We start from the raw sequence: 20,653 nt of genomic DNA on the forward strand, positions 1-20,653 counted from the left end.
AGGGAAGAGTCCGTTATCTATTCGATCTCCTAGCCCCGGAAGAAAGATCGCAACTCCGCTCGCCGCCTCGTCCGGCCCCTGCGACGAGCCCGTGCCGCGCCCCTCACCGAGGTGTCCGGGCGGTCGTGAAAAAAAGTTTCAAGAGGGCCTCAAGGTTTGGCAAATGATATAAAGGCTCGGTGGCCGAGATCACCCTTGACGTCCGCCAGCTCCAGGCGTTCGCCGAGGTCGGCTACCAGGTCGCGGGCAGCGGCGGGGCGCAGGCGGCGATGGCGGCGCTGCGCCGGGTGGTCCCGGTGGACGCCTACGAGTTCGTCGCGTTCGACCCGGCCACGGGGCGGCACCACAGCGTCGTGTCCGACGGCCACCGGCGCATCGACCACGACGCGGCCGAGGAATACGCGGGGCTGGAGGCGTGCCGCAGGGCCATCGCCACCCGCGCGCCGGTGATCATGCCGGAGCCGGGCACCGAGCGCTACTTCCGGCGCCACCTCGCCCCCTACGGCTGGCGGGCGGGGCTGACGGCGCCGCTGTTCCTGAGCGAGGGCCGCTACACGGGGCTGCTCCACCTGGCCACCAAGGACTCCTTCCCCCGGCTCACCGGCGCGCTGGTCGTCGCGATCAGCCCGATGCTCGCCCACGTCACCGACCTGACCAGGTGCGTCATCGACCCGGTCGGGCTGCCGCCGGACTTCCGGGCGGTCGCCTTCGACCGGGTGGGGACGCGGCGCCAGGTGCCGGGCCACGAGGCGTCGGCCGTGCTGCGGGAGGATCCGGCGATGGCCGCCTTCGCCCGGGCGTTCATCGACTCGCGGGAGCTGAGCAGGCACGGGCTCTGGCTCGACCGCAAGGGGCGATGGCACGAGCTGCGGCTGCTCAGGGCCGGGGTCGGGTTCCAGGGGGCGCTCCAGGGCGCGGTCGTGGCCGAGCGGCCGTGCCCGCTGCCGTACGACCTGACGGGGCGCGAGGTCGACGTGCTCACCCGGGTGGCGGCCGGCGACTCCAACCCGCAGATCGCCGCCGCGCTGGTGCTCAGCGTCCGCACGGTGACGACCCACCTGGAGCACATCTTCGCCAAGCTCGGCTGCGACAGCCGTACCCGCCTGACCACCAAGGCCCTCGCCGAGGGCCTGTGCCGCCTCGACGTCTAGCCGGTCAGACGGCCATCCCGGCCGAGAGGTGCGACCACAGCAGCTCGAACCAGACCGTCGTCGTGCCCTCCTCGCGGGTGAAGCCCCAGCGGTGGCTGAGCGCCTCGATCAGCGGCAGGCCGCGCCCGCTGGTGGACTGCGCGCTCGTACGGCACACGCACGGCGGCCCGTCGGACCCGGCGTCCGACACGAGCACCCGCACCGCCGTCTCCGAGCTGCTCACGGTCACCGTGAACGAACCGCCCGCCCCGGACCTGGTGTGCAGGATCGCGTTCGTGGCCAGCTCGCTGGTGAGCAGCGCCGCGTCGTCGTACAGGGGATGGTCGCGGCCGAGCGCGGCCGTCACGAGCCCCCGGGCCCTGGCCACCTGCGACGGCACGCCCGGGAGCCGGGCCACGAGATCCTCGGAGTCGCCTCCGTCGACGCTGTGAAAGTCCGGCGGTGCCACGGCGACCTCCCCCAAATCCGGTGACGTCATGAGACGCGCCGGTGGGGGGCCGGAGATTACCGCGAAAAGGTAGGAATGACCTTGCCCGAGGTCGGCTGCACGACCGCGGACGCCGACCGAGTACGCTGCGATCGACGAGTCGTCTAGGCCATAGGGGAGAGCGTGGGAGGTCGCGTGAGCAGCCTGGAGGCCGTCTGGGTGCAACCGTACGACCGGGCGGGGGCGGCGGTTGTGACCGGCGTCTTCGACATCCTGCACGTCGGCCACGTGCGCTACCTGGGCGCGGTGGCCGACCGCGGCCTGCCGCTGGTCGTCGGCGTGGAGGACGATCCCCGGGTGCGGGCCTGGAAGGGGCCGAGCCGCCCGCTCAACCCGGCGGAGGAGCGGGCCGAGGTGCTGGCCGCGCTCCGCTTCGTGACCGGCGTCTTCATCGTGACGGGGCCGCCCGAGGCGCACGGGCCGGAGGACTACATCGACCTCCTGGCCCCGATGCGGCCGGGGGCGCTCGCGCACACGGCCGGCGACCCGCACGCGGGCGCCCGCGCGGCGGCGGCGGCGATCCTGGGGTCCGAGTGCTGGGAGATGGCCTCCATCCCGGGCCGCTCGACGACCCGGATCGTGAACGCGGCCGGCAAGGGCTGACACCCGGACCCCGCCCCTCCGCGTCGCAGGCGGCCCGCGTGCCGAGCGGTGCCGCACCCCCGGCGGTGGGCGGGCATGATCGCGTAATCTTTCGTGGCATGACAGCCGACCTGGTGGCGAAGCGTGTGACGAACCTGCTGGCACCCCAAGTGCTGGTGATCGCCATGCCTCCCGTCGTCGGCCTGCTGGCCCAGGGATGGAGCGGCGCGGCGTGGGGCCTGGTGGCCTCGGCGATCTGCGGCGGCGTGCCGGCGGCGGTGATCGCGGCCGGCGTGCGCACGGGCCGCCTCGACTCCCACCACATCGTGGACCGCGCCCGCCGCACCGGCCCCCTGCTCGCCGCCGTGGCGGCCGTGCTGGTCGCGCTGGCGCTGCTGGTGGTGATGGGCGCGCCGACGCTGCTCGTCGCCACCGTGACCGCGATGCTGGTCGCGCTGGCCGTCACCGTGCCGGTGACGCTGCGCTGGAAGATCTCCTTTCACGCCGCCGTCTCGGCGGGCACGGTCGTCGTGTTCGCCCACGTCCTGCCCGCCTGGCCGGCCGCGATCGCCGGAGCCGCCGTCGTGGCGCTGGTGTGCTGGGCGCGGGTACGGCTCACGCACCACACCTGGCCCCAGGTCGTCGTCGGAGCGTTGGTCGGCACGGCCGCGACGTGGGCGACGCTGGCCGCGTTCGGCCTGAGCTGAGCCCCGGGCCGCCGGCGCTCCGGGGCGGATCGGCGTGAGCGGCAGCCCCGGACGGCCCGCACGCGGGACCGGAATAGCGGTGCCGCGTCCGGGGTTGCCGCTCACATGGATGTCACGAACCGCGGCCGGGTACGCGTCGAGCCCACGGCCAAGCGTGTGAGGACCTATCTCGGCGGCCGGGTGGTGGCCGACTCCACCTCCGCCCTCCTGGTGTGGGAGGTCCCGTACTACCCCACCTACTACTTCCCGCTGGCCGACGTGGACGAGTCCGCGCTCAAGGCCACCGGCGCGACCAAGCACTCCCCGAGCAGGGGAGAGGGCCTGGTCCACACCGTCACCTCGGGCACGGCCGAGGCGGCTGACGCCGCGCTCGTCTATCCCGACTCGCCGCTGGAGCAGATCCGCGGCCACGTCCGCTTCGAGTGGGACGCCATGGACGCCTGGTTCGAGGAGGACGAGGAGGTCTACTTCCACCCGCGTGACCCGTACACGCGGGTGGACATCTTGGCGAGCTCGCGCCACGTGCGGGTCGAGGTGGACGGCGTGACCGTGGCCGACTCCCGCAGCCCGCGCATCCTCTTCGAGACGGGCCTGCCCGCCCGCTACTACCTGCCGAAGACGGACGTACGGCTCGACCTGCTCGAACACACCGACACCGCCACCCACTGCCCCTACAAGGGCACGGCGGAATACTGGACGGTCAACGGCCAGAAGGACCTGGCCTGGTCGTACCGCACGCCGCTGCCGGAGAGCGAGAAGGTCGCCGGGCTGATCGCCTTCTACAACGAGAAGCTCGACATCTACGTGGACGGCGAGCTCCAGGAGCGCCCGAAGTCGAAGTTCTCCTGATCCCGCGCGGTCAGGCGGAGGGCGTCCAGCGCGGGTCGCGGCCGAGGTAGCGCAGGAGCGCCGCCACGTCGTCGTCGCCCGGCTCCGGGTCCAGCGCCGGGGCGTACGCGCCCCAGGCGCGCAGCGGCTCGACGATCTCCAGGGCCACCTTCAGCAGGGGCCTGGCCAGCTCCGGCGTGAGCGGCGAGGCCTGACCGGTCGCGACCGCGATGTCCCAGGCGTGCACGGCGGCGTCGAGCGCGCACGCCGTCGAGCCGGACCACGGCGACATCTTGTGCGGCGGCACCGGCGTCGGCACCTCCGTGGCGTCCCGGTCGACGCCCGCCCACGCGCGGGCCGAGCGGGCCAGCGCGTCCTCGGTGAAGGCCGACGGGTCCGCCTCCGGCTCGCCCGACGGCTCGAACGGGTTGAACGTGGGGCCGGGCTCGCCGGTCAGCGCGGACGCGAACCCGATCTGGTCGCCGACCGCGTGCTGGAGGACCTGGGTGACGTCCCAGGCGGCGCAGGGCGTCGGCAGGTGCCAGGCCCCGGCCGGCACGGCGCCGACGACCCGGCGCAGAGCCTCGTGCGAGCCGTCGAGGATGTCCCAGCCGCTGACAGTGGTGTCGCTCATTGGTGAGCCCCCTTTCGTGGTGCTTTCAGCATAGCAGAACGGAATAGTTTGTTCCACTAGTTGGGGACCTCGGCCGCGAGACCGTGGAGCAGCATGTCCAGGGCCTGCTCGAAGTCCGCCGGCGGGTCCACGCCCTCCCGGGTGCTCCGCAGCAGCCTGCTGAAGTGCGGCAGCCGTGCGGGATCCATCTCGCGTACGTACGCGCTGACCCCCTGCTCGCCCGCGTGCACGCCGGGATCGCCGGTGAACCCGCCCGTGGACAGTACCAGCGACCCGAACACCAGGCTGTTCACGGCGGTCAGCGCCCGCCATGCGCCCAGGTCGTCGAACCCCGCCTGGAACAGCGCCCCCACCAGCGCGTCGAGCGGCTCCAGTGCCCGTGCGGAGGTCGGGTTGGACTGGTCGGTGACCAGCGCGAGCGGCACCGCCGGATGGCGGCTGAACACCCGGTACATGCTCAGCGCGATCTCGCGCACCTGCTCCTGCCACGGCAGCGCCGGGTCCGGCCGCTCGACCTGCTCGAACACCCGCTCGGCCACGCCGTCGAGGATGTCGGCCTTGTTGGAGACGTGGTTGTAGAGGGACATCGCCTCGACGCCGAGCGCCTTGGCCAGCCGTCGCATGGTCAGGCCCTCCAGGCCCTCCTCGTCGGCCAGTTCCAGGGCCGCGTCCAGGACCCTCTCCCTGTTCAGCGGCTCCCGTCGTGCCATGCGGTGCTCCTTTCCCGGATTGACAAAGCTTACGGTGTATGTGTTCTACTTACTGCGTAAGCTTACTGCGTAAGTAGAGGAGCGGAGATGACCGACGTGATCGTCGTCGGCGGCGGGCCCGTGGGGCTGCTGCTGGCGTGCGAGCTCAAGCTGGGCGGCGCCGACCCGCTGGTCCTGGAGGCGGCCACGGGCGAGGAGCGCCGGACGCGCAGCCTCGGCCTGCGCTCGCTCAACGCGCGCACGGTGCAGTCGCTGGCCCTGCGCGACCTGGTCGAGCCGGTGGCGGGGGAGCAGTGGGCGATGCTCGACGAGCTGGCCGCGCGCCGCGAGCCCGCCGGGGCCGACCTGGTCGCCATGATGGTGGAGCTGCTGCGGGAGGGCCTGATCAGGGGGCACTTCGGCGGGCTGCCGCTGCTGGGCGAGGCCGGCGACGCCGAATACCTCATGCTCAAGCAGGACCGGCTGGAGGCCGTCCTGGCCGAGCGGGCTGCCGGGATGGGGGTGCGGATCCGGCAGGGGTGCGCGGTGCGCGACGTCGCGCAGGAGGGCTCCGCCGCCGTCGCCACGCTCGCCGACGGGCGGACGGTGCGGGCCGCGTACCTCGTGGGGTGCGACGGCGGGCGGAGCCTGGTGCGCAAGCGGTCGGGGTTCGCGTTCGAGGGGACGCCGGCGACCATGACGGGGCGGACCGCCGTGGCCGAGCTCGCCTCCGCCGAGGCCGTGACGTCGTCCCTGCGCCACCCCGGCGGGCTGGTGAACCTGTCGCTGGTGCCGGGGGAGATCGCCACCATCGAGTTCGACGGCGGGCCGGACGACCGGGACGCGCCGATGACGGCCGGGGAGCTGGAGGCCAGCCTGCGGCGGGTGACGGGGCACGACGTGGTGGTCAAGCGGCTGGAGACCGGCATCCGGTACAGCGACAACACCCGGCACGCGGGCACCTACCGCAAGGGGCGGGTACTGCTGGCGGGGGACGCGGCGCACGTGCACTCGCCGATCGGCGGCCAGGGGCTCAACCTGGGGCTGCAGGACGCGGTCAACCTCGGGTGGAAGCTGGCCCTGGTGGCCCGGGGGCTCGCGCCCGAGGCGCTGCTGGACACCTACACCGCCGAACGGCACCCGGTGGCGGCCAGGGTGCTGCGCAACACCCGGGCACAGGTGGCGCTGATGCGGCCAGGGGCGCAGGTGGAGGCGTTGCGGGAGGTGCTGGCGGAGGTGATCGAGCTGCCGGACGCCAAGCGGCACTTCACGGGGATGGCCGACGGGACGGAGGTGGACTACGCGCCCGGCTCGGCGCACCCCCTCGTCGGCCGCTTCGCACCCCGCCTCGAGGCGCTCCCCGAGCCGGCTCCCGCGAAGGCCCGGACGCTCCCCGAGCTGCTGCGGGACGGGCGCGGTCTCGTACTGGCCCTCTCAGGAACGCCCGGCGACGGTGGGATCGACGCTGCCGTGGCCGGGCACCGGGACCGCGTGCGGGTGGCGCACGCGGACCCCTCGGCCGTCCCCGGCGGCGGGGCCGCGCAGGTGCTGCTGGTGCGGCCCGACGGCTATGTCGCGTGGGCGGGCGGGCGCGACGGGGTCGCCGCCGCGCTCACCACCTGGTTCGGCCCGCCCAGGGCCTAGGCGAGGAGACGGGTGAGGACCCGGGTGCCGAATTCGAGCCCCTCCACCGGCACCCGCTCGTCCTTGCCGTGGAACATCCCGTAGTAGTCCAGGTCCGGCCGGAGCATGAGGGGCGCGAAGCCGTAGCCCTTGATGCCGATCCTGGCGAAGGACTTGGCGTCCGTGCCGCCGGCCATCACGTACGGCACCGGCCGCGCGAGCGGGTCTTCGGCCATCAGCGCGCCCGCCAGCGTGTCGAAGAACGCCGACGGGTACGGCGCGTCGGGCGCGTCCTCCAGGTTGACGAACTCCCGGGTGATCTTCGCCCCGAGCAGCGCGTCGATCGTCTCCAGGAACTCCTCCTGCGTCCCCGGCATGTAACGCCCGTCCACGTGCGCCTCGGCGGTCGAGGGCACCACGTTCACCTTGTATCCGGCGTCGAGCATCGTCGGGTTCGCCGAGTTGCGGATCTGGCTCTTGAACAGCCCGCCCAGCGGCCCGAGCCGGGCGGCCTCCTCGTCGAGGCGGTCGAGGTCGATCGGGCGGCCGGTGATCTCCGACAGGCTCTGGAGGAGGGCGGCCACCGGCGGCGTCAGGCGTACGGGCCACTGGTGGGCGGCCACCCGCGACAGGGCGTGCACCAGCGTGGCGACCGGGTTGTCCACCGGCGGGCGCGAGCCGTGCCCGGCCACGCCGTGCGCGGTGAGCTTCATCCAGGCGGTGCCGCGCTCGCCCACGGCGATCGGGTACACCCGGTGCTCGCCGGAGGCCACGCTGAAGCCACCGGACTCGCTGATCGCCTCCGTGACGCCGTCGAACAGCTCCCGGTGCTCGGTGACGGCGTGCCGCGAGCCGTAGTCGCCGGTCGCCTCCTCGTCCGCCAGGAACGCCAGCACCAGGTCACGCTTCGGGCGCACGCCCCGGGCGGCCAGGTCGAGCACGGTCGCGAGGGTCATCGAGCACGAGCCCTTCATGTCGACCGCGCCGCGCCCGTACACGCAGCCGTCCACGATCTCCCCCGAGAACGGGTGCATCCGCCACTCGGCCGGGTCGGCGGGCACCACGTCCAGGTGGCCGTGGATCAGCAGCGCGTCAGGGGAGTCGCCGTCGATCCTGGCCACGACGGTGGTCCGCTTCGGAGCCGACTCGAACACCACCGGCTCGATCCCGGCGTCGGACAGCAGCGTGGCGACGTACTCGGCCGCCGGCCGCTCACCGGAGCCCGGGTTGGTGGTGTCGAACCTGATCAGATCCGAGCAGATCTCGGCAACGCTTTTCACGCTCTCCCCTTCAGTGTCAAAGGCGGGACCTCGGGAGTCTCCATGCCGAAGATCAGCCCGTAGAAGGCCAGCTCGGCCTCCAACGCCGAGACGATAGTCTCCTCCCTGCGCCAGCCGTGCTGCTCGCCGGGGTAGGTGATCAAAGCCCACTCTTTGCCATGTTTGTCCAGTTCGGCGGTGAACCGCTCGGCCTGGCTCACGTCAACGATCGCGTCCTCCAGGCCGTGCATCATGAGGCACGGGCCCGACGCCCGGTAGGCGTTCAGGAGCGGTGAGCGCTCGGTGTAGCGCTCGCGGGTCTCGGGCAGCGGGCCCACCAGGCCGTCCAGATAGCGCGACTCGAAGTCGTGCGTCTCGGCCGCCCAGCTCTCCGGGTCGGTGATCGCGTAGTGCGCGACCCCGCCCGCGAACACGTCGCTGTGCACGAGCGCCGCCACCGTCGTCCAGCCTCCGGCGCTGCCGCCGCGGATGGCGATCTTCGCGGCGTCGGCCCTGCCCATCTCGACCAGGCCGCGCGCCACCTTGGCGCAGTCCTGTACGTCCACCACGCCCCACTGGTGGCGCAGCCGCTCGCGGTAGGCGCGGCCGTACCCGGTCGATCCGCCGTAGTTGACCACGGCCACGCCGAGCCCTCTGCTGGTGAAGTACGCGATCTCCAGGTCGAGCACGACCGGGAGGTTTCCGGTCGGGCCGCCGTGGACGAAGATCACGTACGGGTCCGGGCCGCTCCGGTCGCCGGACGGCGGATAGAGGTGCGTGTGCACGCCCTCGATGGTCACGGCCTCGGGCGTGGGCAGCAGGTCGCGGTCCGGCAGGGGCTTGCGCGGCGACACGACCTCGTGGGTGCCGTCCGCGAGGTCGACGAGGGTGACCTCCAGCGGCGTGTACGGGGTCGCGCCCACCGCCGCCACCTTGCCGCCCGCGACCGACACGGTCGAGGACCAGTAGGTGGCCGTGCCGCCGATGTCCCTGATGTCGCCGGTCTCCGGGTTCAGCACGCCCAGGCGGCGCAGGTCCGGGGTGCCGTACACGACCGCGAGCTCGCCCGTGTCCGCGATGGCCAGGTACGACATGCCCGGCTTCCACGCGGCGGCGCCGAACTCCTGCTCGATCGGGGTGAGGTTCGTGGCGGGGGAGCCGTCGAGGGGGACGAGGTGGACGTTCCACCAGCCGGTGGGGTCGGTCACGGCGTACAGGCCGGCGTCGTCGCGCCACTCGGCCTGCGCCACCGACTCCTCGGGGCCGCCGGCGACCACCCGGTGCGCGCCCGCCGTGCCATCCTCGCGCAGCGGGGCCACGCACAGCTCGGTGCCGTCCCAGGGCATGTTCGGGTGGTCCCAGCCGATCCAGGCGACGTGGCGGCCGTCGGGGGACAGGCGGGGGTTCATCAGGAAGTGCTGGGCCTTGACGATCATCGTGACCGGGCCGCCGTCCAGGGGCACCGCCACCAGGTCCCGCACGCCGTCCGTCTCCCGGACCGCCCACACCTCGTCCCGGCCGGGCGGGAGGTAGAGGTCCGCGTAGCGGTACGGGCCCTCGGGGGTGATCGCCACCGGCTCCGCCCCCTGGATGCGGTAGAGGCGCTGGTCGGCCCAGTTCGTGAAGACCAGGCCGCCGTCCGGGAGCGGGCGCCAGGAGCGCCCGCCGTACTCGATCACCCGGTTGCGCGCGTTCCAGCCCGGCGGCAGGGCGTCCACGCGGCTGCCGTCGGGGAGGCGGCGCACCACGCAGCGGCGCCCGCCCTCGGCCGGGCGTGGCTCGTCCCACCAGACCTCGACGCCGGAGGGCGTGGCCACCGCCTCCACCCACTGCGGGCCGCCGTCGGTACGGGCCACGTCGATCGGTCGAATGCTCATCAAGTCACCAATTGCCATTCGTACAGGGAGGAAGTGGATGGTCAGGCGGGTGAAGGATGTACGCGATGCCCCCGCTGCCCGAGCTCCTGAGCCACACGTTCTCGAACGCTGCCCGCGGATAGACCCTTTGAACCGAGGCGTCGCCGGGAGCCGCGGGATCGTTGACGACGATGTCGCCCTCGGTGGTGAAACCGGTGACGACCAGGATGTGCCCGCTGGTGGAGTAGCAGGAGCCGGGCAGCTCGGCCGCCTTGAACGACTGCGAGGTGATCACCGGGACGCCGGCCCGCACGAACGCCTCCAGCTCCACCGCCGACCGCAGCCGCGTCACGAACCCGGCCAGGCCGTAGCGCCCCGCGTACGCCACGTTGAACGGCCAGTTGCCGGTGCCCTGGTAGCTCGTGTCGTACGTGCCCATGGCCGCGTGATCCACGGACGGGGCCGGATCGCCGTCCCCCACCCAGGCCAGCTCGGCCGGCCCGGGACCGCGGCCCCAGTAGCCCAGCACCATGGCCACCGAGGTCGGGCCGCACCAGTTGGCGCCCCCGCCGTCCCACTGCGGATGGTGCCCGGCGTGCGCGTGCTGGGAGTAGGCGGGCACCGCCAGCTCCACCGCCCCCGCGGCGCCGAAGGGGCTCGGCGTGACCGGGCGGCGCGGCACGGCCGAGGCCATCACGCCCAGCCCGGTCACCCGCGCGTCCCCGCCGTGCGCCGCGATCCGCACCTGGTACGCCACGACCGGCCGCCGCGCCACGAACGTGTCCACCGCCACGTCCCCGTCCTCGTCGCCCTGACCGGGCACCGAGGTGCGGGGGGCGCCGTGCTCCGACCAGCGGCCCATGACGTACCACTTGGTGAGATCGCCCCGCGCGGTCCTGGCCCGGAGCGCCACCTCGATCCACGAGCCCGGCGGGGTGCGCGCGGTCCACGAGGGGATGAGCTGGGTCGCCGCGAACCCGATCCGCTGCTCCGCGCTCTCCCACGCGCCCGCCTGCGGCGCGCCCGCGGGCACGGCGAAGCGGGCGAAGGCGACGCGGGTCAGGTCGACGGTGAGCACCAGCCATATTGTGGTTTCGCACCCTGTGTCGCACATCGGATGGTTTACGTACCGGCCCTGTTTGTGTCGGTGGTGATCTCTAAGGTTCGGGGCATGACTCAGGCGGTACAGGCATATTCCTATGCGGGCCCCTCCACGCTCACCGACGGCAGGCTCGGTCTCTCGACCTCCGGCGGCACGGCGTTATCGGGGCCGCGGACGCACCCGCGCTTCTTCAGCGGGCTGCTCACGCACGCGGCCCCGGCCGCGGCCGGGCTGCTGGCGGTGGCGGACGTCGCGCTCGCCCGCTACCACCAGCCCAGGCCGGGCTGGACCCGCGACCCGGTGGTGACGTGCGACGGCGGGCGGCTGCGGTTCGAGTCGTTCTCGGCCTGCGGCGGCGTCTACGCCCGGCTCGACGTGCTGGAGCTCGACGGCGACGTGCTCGACCGGGGCACCACCAACGTCGACGTCAACGGCCCGCTGCGCGAGTCCCTGGCCAGGGTGGGTGGCAGGGACCCGCTCCACCTGGGCGTCGGCCCCGACGAGCTGACGGTCACCACGCTCGACGGCGCGGTCGTGGAGAAGAAGGTGCCGCTGCCGTCGCGGTGGCTGCGCGGGTTCGCGGAGGTGCAGGTGATCGCGTCCGGCTGGGACCTGCGGGCCGAGCTGGCCGGGCCGCACGCCGTGCGCTTCCTGCGCTCCCTGCCGAAGGGCGCCCGCTCCACCGTCTGGGCCGTCCCCTCGGGCCGCGACCTGCGACTGGCCTCAGGGCCCGCGCGCGGTGGGGTCTGCCTGTCGGGCACCGGGCGGGTGGCCACGCTGCTGCCGCTGCTCAGGTTCGCCAAGGCGCTGCGCGTGTACGGGCCCGCCGACGGCTCGTCCACGGCCAGCGGGTGGGAGCTGGAGCTGCCCGGCATGCGCTACACGCTGGCCGTCTCGCCCGAGCCGTGGCGCGGGTTCTCCGGCGAGGGGGCGGTGCTGTCGGACCTGGCCACAGACGAGGCCGCGGACGACGCCGACGTGGTGGGCATGCTGCTCAACTTCGAGCCCACGGTCGAGCTGGGGCTGCTCGCCGACCGTTCCGGGCTTGCGATCGAGCGTGTACGCGCCGCGCTCACCCAGCTCGGCACGGCCGGGCGCGTCGGCTACGACCTGCACGAGGCGGCCCACTTCCACCGCGAGCTGCCCTACGACAGGGACCAGGTGGCGGAGCTCAACCCCCGGCTGACGGCCGCCCGCGCGCTGGCCGGCTCCGGCGCCGTGCGGCTGCTCGGGGAGGCGGCCGAGGTGACGACCGACGGCGGGGTGCGGCGGGTGCGCATCGCCGAGGGCGAGTGCACGTGCCCGTGGTGGTTCGACCACCGGGGCTCGCGCGGGCCGTGCAAGCACGTGCTGGCGGCCAGGATCGCCGCCCGCGTCGCCGTAGAGGTCGCTCCGTGACCGCATGGGAGACGGTGGTGGCGGCCATCGACACCGGAGACCCGCAGCGGGTCGCCGAACGCGTGCTCGCCCTCGGCGAGCGCGAGCGCCGCGAGGTGGCCGCCCTGCTCCCCGCTCACATCGCCGTGGCCGAGGAGCGGGCCCATGCCCGGGACCTGGAGCGGTTCACCAGGCGGGAGCGCGAGAGCGAGGCCGCCTGGCGCGAGCACGTGCGCCGGGCCGAGCGCGCCGGCCGCACCGTCCACGAGTACGAGCGCTGGGAGTGGAACACCCCCTGGAACCCGCCCTGGCCGATGGAGCGCGAGGAGAACTGGGCCGGCTCCCTGCGGGTCGCGGGCGCGGCCACCATCGGCGGTGCGGCGGCCGTCGTGGCCTGGCTCAACCGCCGCGAGTTCCAGGAGCGCGGGGAGATGAGCGGCGCCACCACCGCGATCCTCGAAGGCGTCCTGTCCGCCCGCCCGGCCGCGTGGCAGGAGGACTTCGCCACCCGCGCCGCGCTCCGGCTGCGCCCGGCCCCCCGCCGGCGCCGCCGCCCGGACGAGACGGACGCGCTCGCCCTGGCCATGCTGCGCCGCACCGGCGTGGTCCCGCCCGAGCACGACCCCCTCGTGGTGGCCTGGGTACGCCGCCCGCCCGTCCGCGAGGACCCGCTGCTCGACCACCTCCTGCCCCGGCTCTTCGAGGCGGAGGGCGTGGGCGCGGCGCTGCGTGGCGAGCGCGCGGAGCCGCCGGCGCGCGGCACGTGGCTGGCCACGCTCAAGAAGCTGGCCGGTCAGGGCCGCCGCGACCTGCTGCTCGACGGGTGCGTACGGCGCTTCCTGCGCGGTGGCGAGGCCGCCGACCTGCGCTTCTTCGTCCGCCTGCACGAGCTGCTCCAGCCGACCTCCGACGAGGTGAGCAAGCGCGCCGCCGACTACCTGCGGCTGCTGCCCGCCGCGCCCGGACCCGTCGCGGAGGCGGCGCTGCGCCACCTGCGCGGGCTCGACCACCTGGACCACGCCGACGTGTCGGAGGCGCTGCGGGCGCTGCTGTTCAGGCCGGAGCGCAAGCTGGTGACGGCCGGGCTGACCTGGCTCGACGCCGTCGCCCGCGCCTGGCCGGGCGACCTCGACGAGCTCGCGCCCGCGCTGGGATACGCCTTCGCCTGCGAGTCCGCCGACGTGCAGGGGCGGGCGGTGCGGATCGCGGTCAAGCACGCCAAGCGGTTCACGCCGGTGGGGGCGCAGGCCCTGCGGGACTCGTTCGGGGTGCTGCCGCACCAGCTCGGGGAGACCCTCGTGGCGGTGTTCGGCGGGGAGGCCGCCGAGGAGCCGCCGGAGCCCTTCACGCCCGCCGAGCTGCCGGCGCCGCGCTACGCCGAGGCGTTCCCCGCGCCGGTGGCCACGCCCGTGGAGCTGGGGCCGTGCTGGGGCGGATGGGAGTCCGCGGAGCTGTGGCTGGCGGGCGTCGTCCGGCTGCACCACGACGACCGCGACGGGCTCGTGGCGAAGCTGTCGGAGTGGCGGCTGGGCCGCCGCTCGCACGAACGGCCGTGGCTGGACGTCTGGCAATGGTGCGAGGAGATCGCCCGGCTGATCCTGACGGGCGGCTCCCCGGCCGACGGGCTGCCCCGGGGCGGCGCGGTGTCGGCTCCGCACCTGTTCCTGCTGCGGCGGTGGGCCGAGGTCCACTCGGCGCTCCAGGGCGGCGCCCTCCCGCCGTACCTGCTGGCCGAGCCCACCGAGGGCACCGGGCACGTGGACGCCGGGGAGCTCGTGGCGCGGCTGGCGGGCTACGAGCGGTGCGGCGTCGAGGCCCTGCCGGCGGACCTGCAGCAGGCGCTGCTGCGGCTGCCGCGCGAGGTGGCGCCCGAGGTGGTGGCGCGGGCGCGGCTGCTCACCTCGGAGGCGGGGCGGGCGGCGGCCCGGTGGATGGACGGCGGCCGCCCCGAGCCGGTCACGGAGGTCGGCTGGCTCGCCTCCGGGCGGCTGGACCCCGGCGGCGAATACCGCGACGACCGGGAGCCGGCCGACACCCGGACCCCCGACCTGGCGCCCAGGATCCGGGTGGCGCCGACGGGGCTGCCGCTGGTCGACGAGCTGTTCACCGAGCCCGGCCGGCGGCGGGAAGGCCAGGACGGGCTGCTGCCGTGGTGGCCGTACGTGATGCCGTCCCACCGGGAGGTCGTCGCGCTGCACTTCCTCCCGCACCTGCTGTACGGGTGGCCGACGCAGGGGGCGGGGCCGCCCGAGGCGTACGCCCTCGCGCTGGCCGACGGCCCGTGGGGCGAGGGGATGGCGCTCGTGCCGGCGTTCCTGCTGGCCGACCCGTCCTGGTCGAAGCTGCCCGTGGTGCGGGCGGGCCTGGTGGTGGACCTGGCGGCCCGCGGCGACGGGGACGCCGAAGAGATCGGCCGGCAGCTCGGGCTGCTGCTGCGCAGGACGTGGCTCAAGCCCGGCCCGGTTCTCGAGACCCTGGAGAGCGCGGCAGAGCAGGGAGCGCACCGGGAGGTGTGGCGGATCATGACCGGGTTCCTGCCGGTGTTCCTGCCGGGGCCGGAGGAACGGCCGCACACCCGGCACACGCAGGTGCTCGCCTTCGCGCTGCGCACCGCCCGGTGGGCCGGAGCCCGGGGGCCGGTGCCCTGCGTGGCGGAGATCGCCGAGCGGCGGGCGTCGAACAACTTCGTCCGCGAGGCCCGCCGCCTGCACACCTACCTGACGTGACCGCCCCGTGATCGCCCCGTGACCGCCACGGGCCTGTACCTCTGGCCGGCGCGCCGGTCAGAGGTACAGGCCCGTGGACTCGTCGCCCGGCTGCGGGGTGAACTCGCGGCCCGCGCGCAGGGCGTACAGCTGGGCCAGCGTCGCGCCCGACGCGCTCACCCCGTTGGCGGAGCCCAGCCACGTGACGGCCTCCTCCTTGGTCAGCGGCCCGACCTCCACCTGCGCCAGGCAGCGGCCGGGGCGGACGACGGCCGGGTGGAGGCGGGCGAGGTCCTCGTTGGTGGTGATCGCCACCAGGACGTCCCGCCCCTGGCCGAGCAGGCCGTCGGTCAGGTTGAGCAGCCGCGAGAGCCCCTGGCCCGCCTGGGCCTTGGCGCCCGAGCTGATCAGCTCGTCGCAGTCCTCCAGGACGAGCAGCCGCCAGCGCTGCGCGTCCTCGTCGGAGTCGTAGCCGACGGCCACCTCCATCAGGTAGCCCGGCTCGTTGAACAGCCGCTCCGGGTCGAGCACGCAGTCCACCTGGCACCAGTCGTGCCACTGCTTGGCCAGCGTGCGCAGCAGCGTGGTCTTGCCGGTGCCCGGCTCGCCGTGCAGCAGGATCAGGCGGCCGTTGACGTCGGCGGGGGTGATCGACATCAGCCGGTCGAGGGCGGGGCGGACCTTGGCCGAGTAGTTCTTGGTGATCTCGTCCCAAGGTTGCGCCGTGATCGGCTTCTCCGAGCGGGTGCCGCCGTGCATGCCGCGCCACCAGAAGCCCATCTCGACGTGGTCCACCTCCGGCATGGCCTCTTCGGCGCCCTCGATGCTCTGCGCGAGCACGCTCTTGGCCAGCTCCTCGTCCACGGCCGTGACGCTGACCGTGGCCGTGCGGTTGCGATGACGCACGACGCGCAGGGTCCAGCCCTCGCCGGCGATCAGCCGCGACTCCGAGCCGTCCTCGACCCGCGCCGTGCGCAGCAGCCGGCCGTCGGCCGGGCTCAGCGGGGCGTCGGGGCGTACGCGCTCCAGATTGGCAAGGCGGGACCACGGTTGCGCACCCGTCGCGAACGGCGACAGCGCCAAGGCGTCGATGACGTCGATGGCGGAGTCGGCGTCGTCGATCCAGATGTTCATGGGGAGCTCGGAAGACTCCCGGCTGGGGAACGGCACCTCCCTCATCACAGACATAACGTTAATGATCCAGCGTCCAGCCGTCACATGTCGAAGGGTTTTGCGGAAAATTCGGCGTATCGGTTAGGTCTTGCTCAGGGTGCCGGTCTGGGTGACGATGCCGGGGCCGGGCTCGTCCCGCCAGGTGTAGGAGACGGCGTCGCCCTGCTTGGCGAGCCAGACGGTGCCCGGGATGCAGCCGCCCTCCATCGCTTCCAGCGAGAACGTCAGCCGCGACGCCTCCACCTGGGTCAGCGTGATCGTGCCGCGGCAGCTCACGCCGGCGTCCTTCTCGCTCCACTGCGCGGTGGACGCGCCCGGCTTCAGCACCACGGTGTTCTCGGCCCCGTCGGTGTCCATGGGGTTGGTGCTCCGCGTCCGGCCCGTCCACGTCCCCGCGTAGGCGGCGGGGATCTTGAGCTTCCCGCCGGAGGCGGCGGGCGTCGTGCTGTCCGCGGACTCCGGTGGGGACTCCGGTCGGGACTCCGGTGGGGACTCCGGCGGGGTGGACGGTGCCGGGGACTCCGGAGGGACGGGCGAGGAGGAGTGGTCGCCCTGGTCGGCGAGCGAGGTCGGGGTGCGATCGGCGGAGAGCATCGTGACGACGGCCGCGGCGAGGGCGACCAGGACCGCCAGCGCGCCGATGAGCAGGCCCCGCGAGCGGGTGCCCCCCGTCCCCTGGGTGGTGATCGCGGCCTGGGGGCGCGGCCCCGTGCCAAGGCTCTCGGGAACGGCGGGGCCCTGCGGGAGGTGGGCCGGCGGGGCGTTGGGGTTGACCAGGGACATCATCAGGTGCTGGGCCGTGGGCCGCCGCGACGGGTCCTTGACCAGGCAGGACGCGATCACCCCGCGCAGGCGTGGCGGCAGCTGCGCCAGGTCCGGCTCCACGTGGAGCACCCGGTGCAGCACGGCGGGCACGGTGTCCGCCCCGAACGGGCTCGTGCCCGTGGCCGCGAACAGCATCGACGAGGCCCACGCGAACACGTCGGAGGCGGGCGAGGCGGGCGAGCCGCCGATCTGCTCGGGCGCCAGGTAGGCGGGGGTGCCGATCAGGCCGGAGGTCATCGTGGCCGCCCCCTCGGCCCGGGCGATGCCGAAGTCCACCACCCTGGGCCCGTCGGGCCCGAGCAGCACGTTGGCCGGCTTGAAGTCGCGGTGCACGATCCCGGCCGCGTGGATGGCGGCCAGGGCGGTGGCCGTGCCGACCGCCAGGCGTTCGAGGTCGCCGCCGCGCAGGGGGCCGCGCTCGCGCACCCGGTCGGCCAGCGAGGGGCCGTCCACGAACTCGCTCACCACGAACGGCCGGGGCCCGTCGGCCGAGACGTCGAGGACCCGCGCGGTGCAGAAGGAGGCGATGCCCTCCAGCGCGTCCAGCTCGCGCGCCAGCCTGGCCCGCGTCTGCTGGTCGCCCGCGCTCAGCAACTTGATCGCGACCGGCTCGCCGGCGGCGGTCTGGGCGAGGTAGACCACGCCCTGCCCGCCCTCCCCGAGCCGGCCGGACAGGCGGTAGTCGCCCAGGGACGGCGGGTCGTCCGGTCGCAGGGGGCTCGCCATGGCCGATACGTTACCGGTCGCCATGCGCTGGTGAAGATCCACCGGTACCTTGGAGCGTTGGGCAAATCACACCTTAAGCGGAGGTATCGGGGAAGTGTCGAAGGCGACGTTCCGTGAACGGGCGCGTTACTGGTTCGACAACACCATGTCCAGGGGAACCGCCTCGTTGATCGGCTGGCTGGCCGTGGTGTCGGTGGGGCTGATCGTGGTCGTGGCCGGGCTCACGCTCTGGCTGGCGCCGAACGAGCCCGACGGTGTGAACGGCCCCGGACATGTGCTCTGGATCGCGCTCATGCACGCGCTGAACCCAGGCAAGCTCGCCAGTGACAAGGGCTCGACCGCGTACATGGCCGTGATGTTCGCCGGGTCGATCGGCGGCCTGTTCGTCGTCAGCATGCTCGTCGGCCTGCTGTCCAACGGGCTCAAGCAGAAGGTGGACCGCCTGCGCAGGGGGCGCTCGCGGATCGTCGAGTCCGGCCACACGGTGGTCCTCGGCTGGTCGGACCAGGTGTTCACGATCGTGGCCGAGCTGGTCAAGGCGCACGCCAGCCAGAAGGGCTCGGTCATCGCCGTCCTGGCCGACCGCGACAAGCTGGCCATGGAGGACGACATCCGCGAGGCCGTCGGGGACCTCGGCAGGACCCGGCTGGTCTGCCGCACCGGGCGGCCCACGGAGCCGCGCGACCTCGCGCTGATGAACCTGGCCACCGCCCGTTCGATCGTCGTGCTCTCGCCCGAGGGCGAGGACCCGGACGCGCACGTCATCAAGATCCTGCTCGCGCTGGCCAAGCGGCGCGGCGTCCACCCGCCGGTGGTCGCCGGGCTCGCCTCCAGCCGCAACATCGCCGCCGCCCGCCTGGCCGGCGGCGAGGACGTGCACCTCGTCGACTCCGACGACACCGCCTCCCGGCTCATCGTGCAGTCCTCGCGCCAGTCGGGCATGTCCGTCGTCTGCATGGACCTGCTGAACTTCGACGGCGGCGAGATCTACCTGCGCACGCCCAAGAAGCTCGTCGGCGTCACGTACGGGGAGGCGCTGCACGCCTACCAGACCGCCTCCGTCATCGGCCTGCGCCGGCCGACCGGCGTCGTGCTGAACCCGCCCATGGACACCGTCGTCAACGCCGACGACGAGGTCATCGTCATCGCCCACGACGACTCCCACATCCGCCTGGCCGCCGGCAAGCCGTCCATGGAGGAGTCCGCGATCGTCGAGGCGCAGGCGCCGCCCACCGAGCCCGAGCGCACGCTCCTGCTCAACTGGAACGGCCGGGCCGAGCAGATCGTCCGCTACCTCGACGGCTACGTGGCCCCCGGCTCGGTGCTGGAGATCGCCGCCGACCACCCCAAGGCCGGCACCGGCCTGGCGGGCCTGCGCAACCTCACCGTGAACGTCAAGGACTGCGACACCACCGACAGGTACGCCCTGGAGTCCCTCGGCGTCGGCCTCTTCCAGCACGTCATCGTGCTCTCCGACGACCGCTTCGCCGCCCACCACGCCGACACGCGCACGCTCATGACGCTGCTGCAGCTCCGCGACATGCAGAGCACGCTCGGCGAGCACTACTCGATCGTCAGCGAGATGCACGACGAGAACAACCGGGCCCTGGCCGAGGTCACCGAGGCCGACGACATCGTGATCAGCGACACCGTCATCGGCCTGCTGCTCGCCCAGCTCGCCGAGAACCGGCACCTGGCGGACGTGTTCGGCTACCTGTTCGACTCGCGCGGCTCGGAGATCTACCCCAGGCCCGCCGCCTCCTACGTCAAGACGGGGACGCGCGTGCACTTCGCCACGGTCGTGGAGTCGGCCAGGCGCAGGGGCGAGACCGCCATCGGCTACCGCAACGCCCTGGCGCGCAACGACCCGCCGCACTACGGCATCGTCCTCAATCCCGACAAGTCCGAGCCCGTCGTCCTGAACCACGGCGATTCGGTGATCGTCCTCGCCGAGCGCTGAAAACGTACAGTTTGCCGTGTGAGGACCATTGACTGGGTGGACGGCGCCGTCGAGCTCGTCGACCAGACACTGCTGCCCGACAAGTGCGTGACGCTGCGCATCCACACCGTGGACGAACTCGTGGACGCCATCCGGCGGCTGGCCGTGCGCGGCGCGCCCGCGCTGGGCGTGGCGGGGGCGCTCGGCGTGGTGCTGGCCGACGGCGACCCCGCGCGGATCGCCCGGCTCCGCGCCGCCCGGCCCACCGCCGTCAACCTCGCGTGGGGCGTCGACCGGGCCGCCGCCCACCTGCGGGAAGGCCGCGAGTCCGTGCTCGCGGCCGCGCTGCGCGTGCGCGACGACGACATCGCCGCCTGCGTGGCCATGGGGGAGCGCGGGGCCGACCTGCTCGAAGGCGACCGGCTGCGGATCATGACCGTGTGCAACACCGGCGGGCTGGCCGCCGTCGAACGCGGCACCGCGCTCGGCGTCGTGCAGACGCTCCACGAGCGCGGGCGGCTGGCCGAGGTGCTCGCGATGGAGACCCGCCCGCTGCTGCAGGGCGCCCGGCTCACCACCTGGGAGCTGTCCAGGATGGGGGCGCCGCACCGGCTCATCGCCGACTCGGCGGGGCCGTACCTGCTGGCCAAGGGCGAGGTGGACGCCGTGCTCATCGGCGCCGACCGCATCGCCGCCAACGGCGACACCGCCAACAAGATCGGCTCGTACGCCCTCGCGCTCGGCGCGGAGCGCGCCGGGGTGCCGTTCGTGGTGGTCGCGCCCGAGTCCACGATCGACCCGCACACCCCCACCGGCGAGCACATCCAGATCGAGGACAGAGGGGCGGACGAGGTCGTGACGGTCAGAGGTGTACGCGTGGCGCCTGAGGGCACCCAGGCGTTGAACCCGGCCTTCGACGTGACGCCGCACGATCTCATCACCGCGATCGTGACGGACAAGCGGGTGATCAGACCCTAGGTAAAATCACCC

General features: G+C 73.5%; 17 protein-coding genes. 9 read left to right on the forward strand and 8 right to left on the reverse strand.

The annotated features are described in order from the left end of the window. The first annotated feature begins 179 nt into the window (after positions 1-179). Complete coding sequence (locus H4W80_RS64195) at positions 180-1,151, forward strand: helix-turn-helix transcriptional regulator (RefSeq protein ID WP_192792437.1); 972 nt, start codon at positions 180-182, stop codon at positions 1,149-1,151. A gap of 4 nt (positions 1,152-1,155) precedes the next feature. On the opposite strand, the gene H4W80_RS55760 is transcribed toward H4W80_RS64195, so the two are convergent. Further along, positions 1,156-1,599: an ATP-binding protein gene (locus H4W80_RS55760; RefSeq protein ID WP_318787539.1), complete on the reverse strand. Its 444-nt coding sequence runs from the start codon at positions 1,597-1,599 to the stop codon at positions 1,156-1,158. 174 nt (positions 1,600-1,773) lie between these two features. On the opposite strand from H4W80_RS55760, the gene H4W80_RS55765 reads away from it, so the two are divergent. From H4W80_RS55765 to H4W80_RS55775, 3 genes are all read left to right on the forward strand, one after another. Continuing rightward, a complete protein-coding gene (locus H4W80_RS55765; RefSeq protein WP_192792439.1) occupies positions 1,774-2,241 on the forward strand; it encodes an adenylyltransferase/cytidyltransferase family protein in 468 nt (155 codons plus the stop codon). A gap of 98 nt (positions 2,242-2,339) precedes the next feature. After that, on the forward strand, positions 2,340-2,927 hold the full coding sequence (locus H4W80_RS55770; protein ID WP_192792440.1) for a hypothetical protein: 588 nt from the start codon (positions 2,340-2,342) through the stop codon (positions 2,925-2,927). A 105-nt stretch (positions 2,928-3,032) separates the two neighbouring features. Next, complete coding sequence (locus H4W80_RS55775; protein WP_192792441.1) at positions 3,033-3,776, forward strand: DUF427 domain-containing protein; 744 nt, start codon at positions 3,033-3,035, stop codon at positions 3,774-3,776. A 10-nt stretch (positions 3,777-3,786) separates the two neighbouring features. Here the strand turns inward: H4W80_RS55775 and H4W80_RS55780 are convergent, their stop codons facing one another. Together H4W80_RS55780 and H4W80_RS55785 are read right to left on the reverse strand one after the other, a co-directional pair. Beyond that, positions 3,787-4,389: a TIGR03086 family metal-binding protein gene (locus tag H4W80_RS55780; protein ID WP_192792442.1), complete on the reverse strand. Its 603-nt coding sequence runs from the start codon at positions 4,387-4,389 to the stop codon at positions 3,787-3,789. Positions 4,390-4,445: 56 nt separating this feature from the next. Beyond that, positions 4,446-5,099, reverse strand: a complete 654-nt coding sequence (locus H4W80_RS55785) for a TetR/AcrR family transcriptional regulator C-terminal domain-containing protein (protein ID WP_192792443.1) — start codon at positions 5,097-5,099, stop codon at positions 4,446-4,448. A gap of 87 nt (positions 5,100-5,186) precedes the next feature. Between H4W80_RS55785 and H4W80_RS55790 the strand changes: the two genes are divergently transcribed. Further along, entirely contained in the window at positions 5,187-6,722 is a 1,536-nt protein-coding gene (locus H4W80_RS55790; RefSeq protein ID WP_192792444.1) for an FAD-dependent monooxygenase, read from the forward strand. Here the strand turns inward: H4W80_RS55790 and H4W80_RS55795 are convergent. Genes H4W80_RS55795 through H4W80_RS55805 form a run of 3 tightly spaced genes read right to left on the reverse strand, consistent with a single transcriptional unit; the run spans position 6,719 to position 10,894 of the window. Further along, entirely contained in the window at positions 6,719-7,981 is a 1,263-nt protein-coding gene (locus H4W80_RS55795) for a M20/M25/M40 family metallo-hydrolase (protein ID WP_192792445.1), read from the reverse strand. The genes H4W80_RS55790 and H4W80_RS55795 overlap by 4 nt on opposite strands. Then, entirely contained in the window at positions 7,978-9,837 is a 1,860-nt protein-coding gene (locus tag H4W80_RS55800; protein WP_225964225.1) for a S9 family peptidase, read from the reverse strand. The genes H4W80_RS55795 and H4W80_RS55800 overlap by 4 nt, the downstream gene beginning before the upstream one ends. 4 nt (positions 9,838-9,841) lie before the next feature. Beyond that, positions 9,842-10,894 (reverse strand): C39 family peptidase, encoded by a 1,053-nt coding sequence (locus tag H4W80_RS55805; protein WP_318787540.1) that lies wholly within the window; start codon positions 10,892-10,894, stop codon positions 9,842-9,844. A 93-nt stretch (positions 10,895-10,987) separates the two neighbouring features. On the opposite strand from H4W80_RS55805, the gene H4W80_RS55810 reads away from it, so the two are divergent. Both H4W80_RS55810 and H4W80_RS55815 read left to right on the forward strand, forming a co-directional pair. Continuing rightward, positions 10,988-12,316, forward strand: coding sequence for an SWIM zinc finger family protein (locus H4W80_RS55810; RefSeq protein ID WP_192792447.1), 1,329 nt, complete (start codon positions 10,988-10,990; stop codon positions 12,314-12,316). After that, positions 12,313-15,021 (forward strand): DUF6493 family protein, encoded by a 2,709-nt coding sequence (locus H4W80_RS55815; protein WP_192792448.1) that lies wholly within the window; start codon positions 12,313-12,315, stop codon positions 15,019-15,021. Before H4W80_RS55810 ends, H4W80_RS55815 begins: the two co-directional genes overlap by 4 nt. Before the next feature lie 57 nt (positions 15,022-15,078). Here H4W80_RS55815 and H4W80_RS55820 read toward each other — a convergent pair whose 3' ends face one another. After that, positions 15,079-16,188: a DUF5925 domain-containing protein gene (locus H4W80_RS55820; protein WP_192792449.1), complete on the reverse strand. Its 1,110-nt coding sequence runs from the start codon at positions 16,186-16,188 to the stop codon at positions 15,079-15,081. 66 nt (positions 16,189-16,254) lie between these two features. Beyond that, a complete protein-coding gene (locus tag H4W80_RS55825; RefSeq protein ID WP_192792450.1) occupies positions 16,255-17,724 on the reverse strand; it encodes a serine/threonine-protein kinase in 1,470 nt (489 codons plus the stop codon). A gap of 94 nt (positions 17,725-17,818) precedes the next feature. On the opposite strand from H4W80_RS55825, the gene H4W80_RS55830 reads away from it, so the two are divergent. Then, the gene (locus tag H4W80_RS55830; RefSeq protein WP_192792451.1) at positions 17,819-19,684 is read left to right on the forward strand and encodes a CASTOR/POLLUX-related putative ion channel; all 1,866 of its coding nucleotides are present in this window, start codon (positions 17,819-17,821) and stop codon (positions 19,682-19,684) included. An 18-nt stretch (positions 19,685-19,702) separates the two neighbouring features. Next, the gene (mtnA, locus tag H4W80_RS55835; RefSeq protein WP_192792452.1) at positions 19,703-20,641 is read left to right on the forward strand and encodes an S-methyl-5-thioribose-1-phosphate isomerase; all 939 of its coding nucleotides are present in this window, start codon (positions 19,703-19,705) and stop codon (positions 20,639-20,641) included. Positions 20,642-20,653: the final 12 nt, after the last annotated feature.

It is taken from the genome of Nonomuraea angiospora (assembly GCF_014873145.1).
Classification (GTDB): domain Bacteria; phylum Actinomycetota; class Actinomycetes; order Streptosporangiales; family Streptosporangiaceae; genus Nonomuraea; species Nonomuraea angiospora.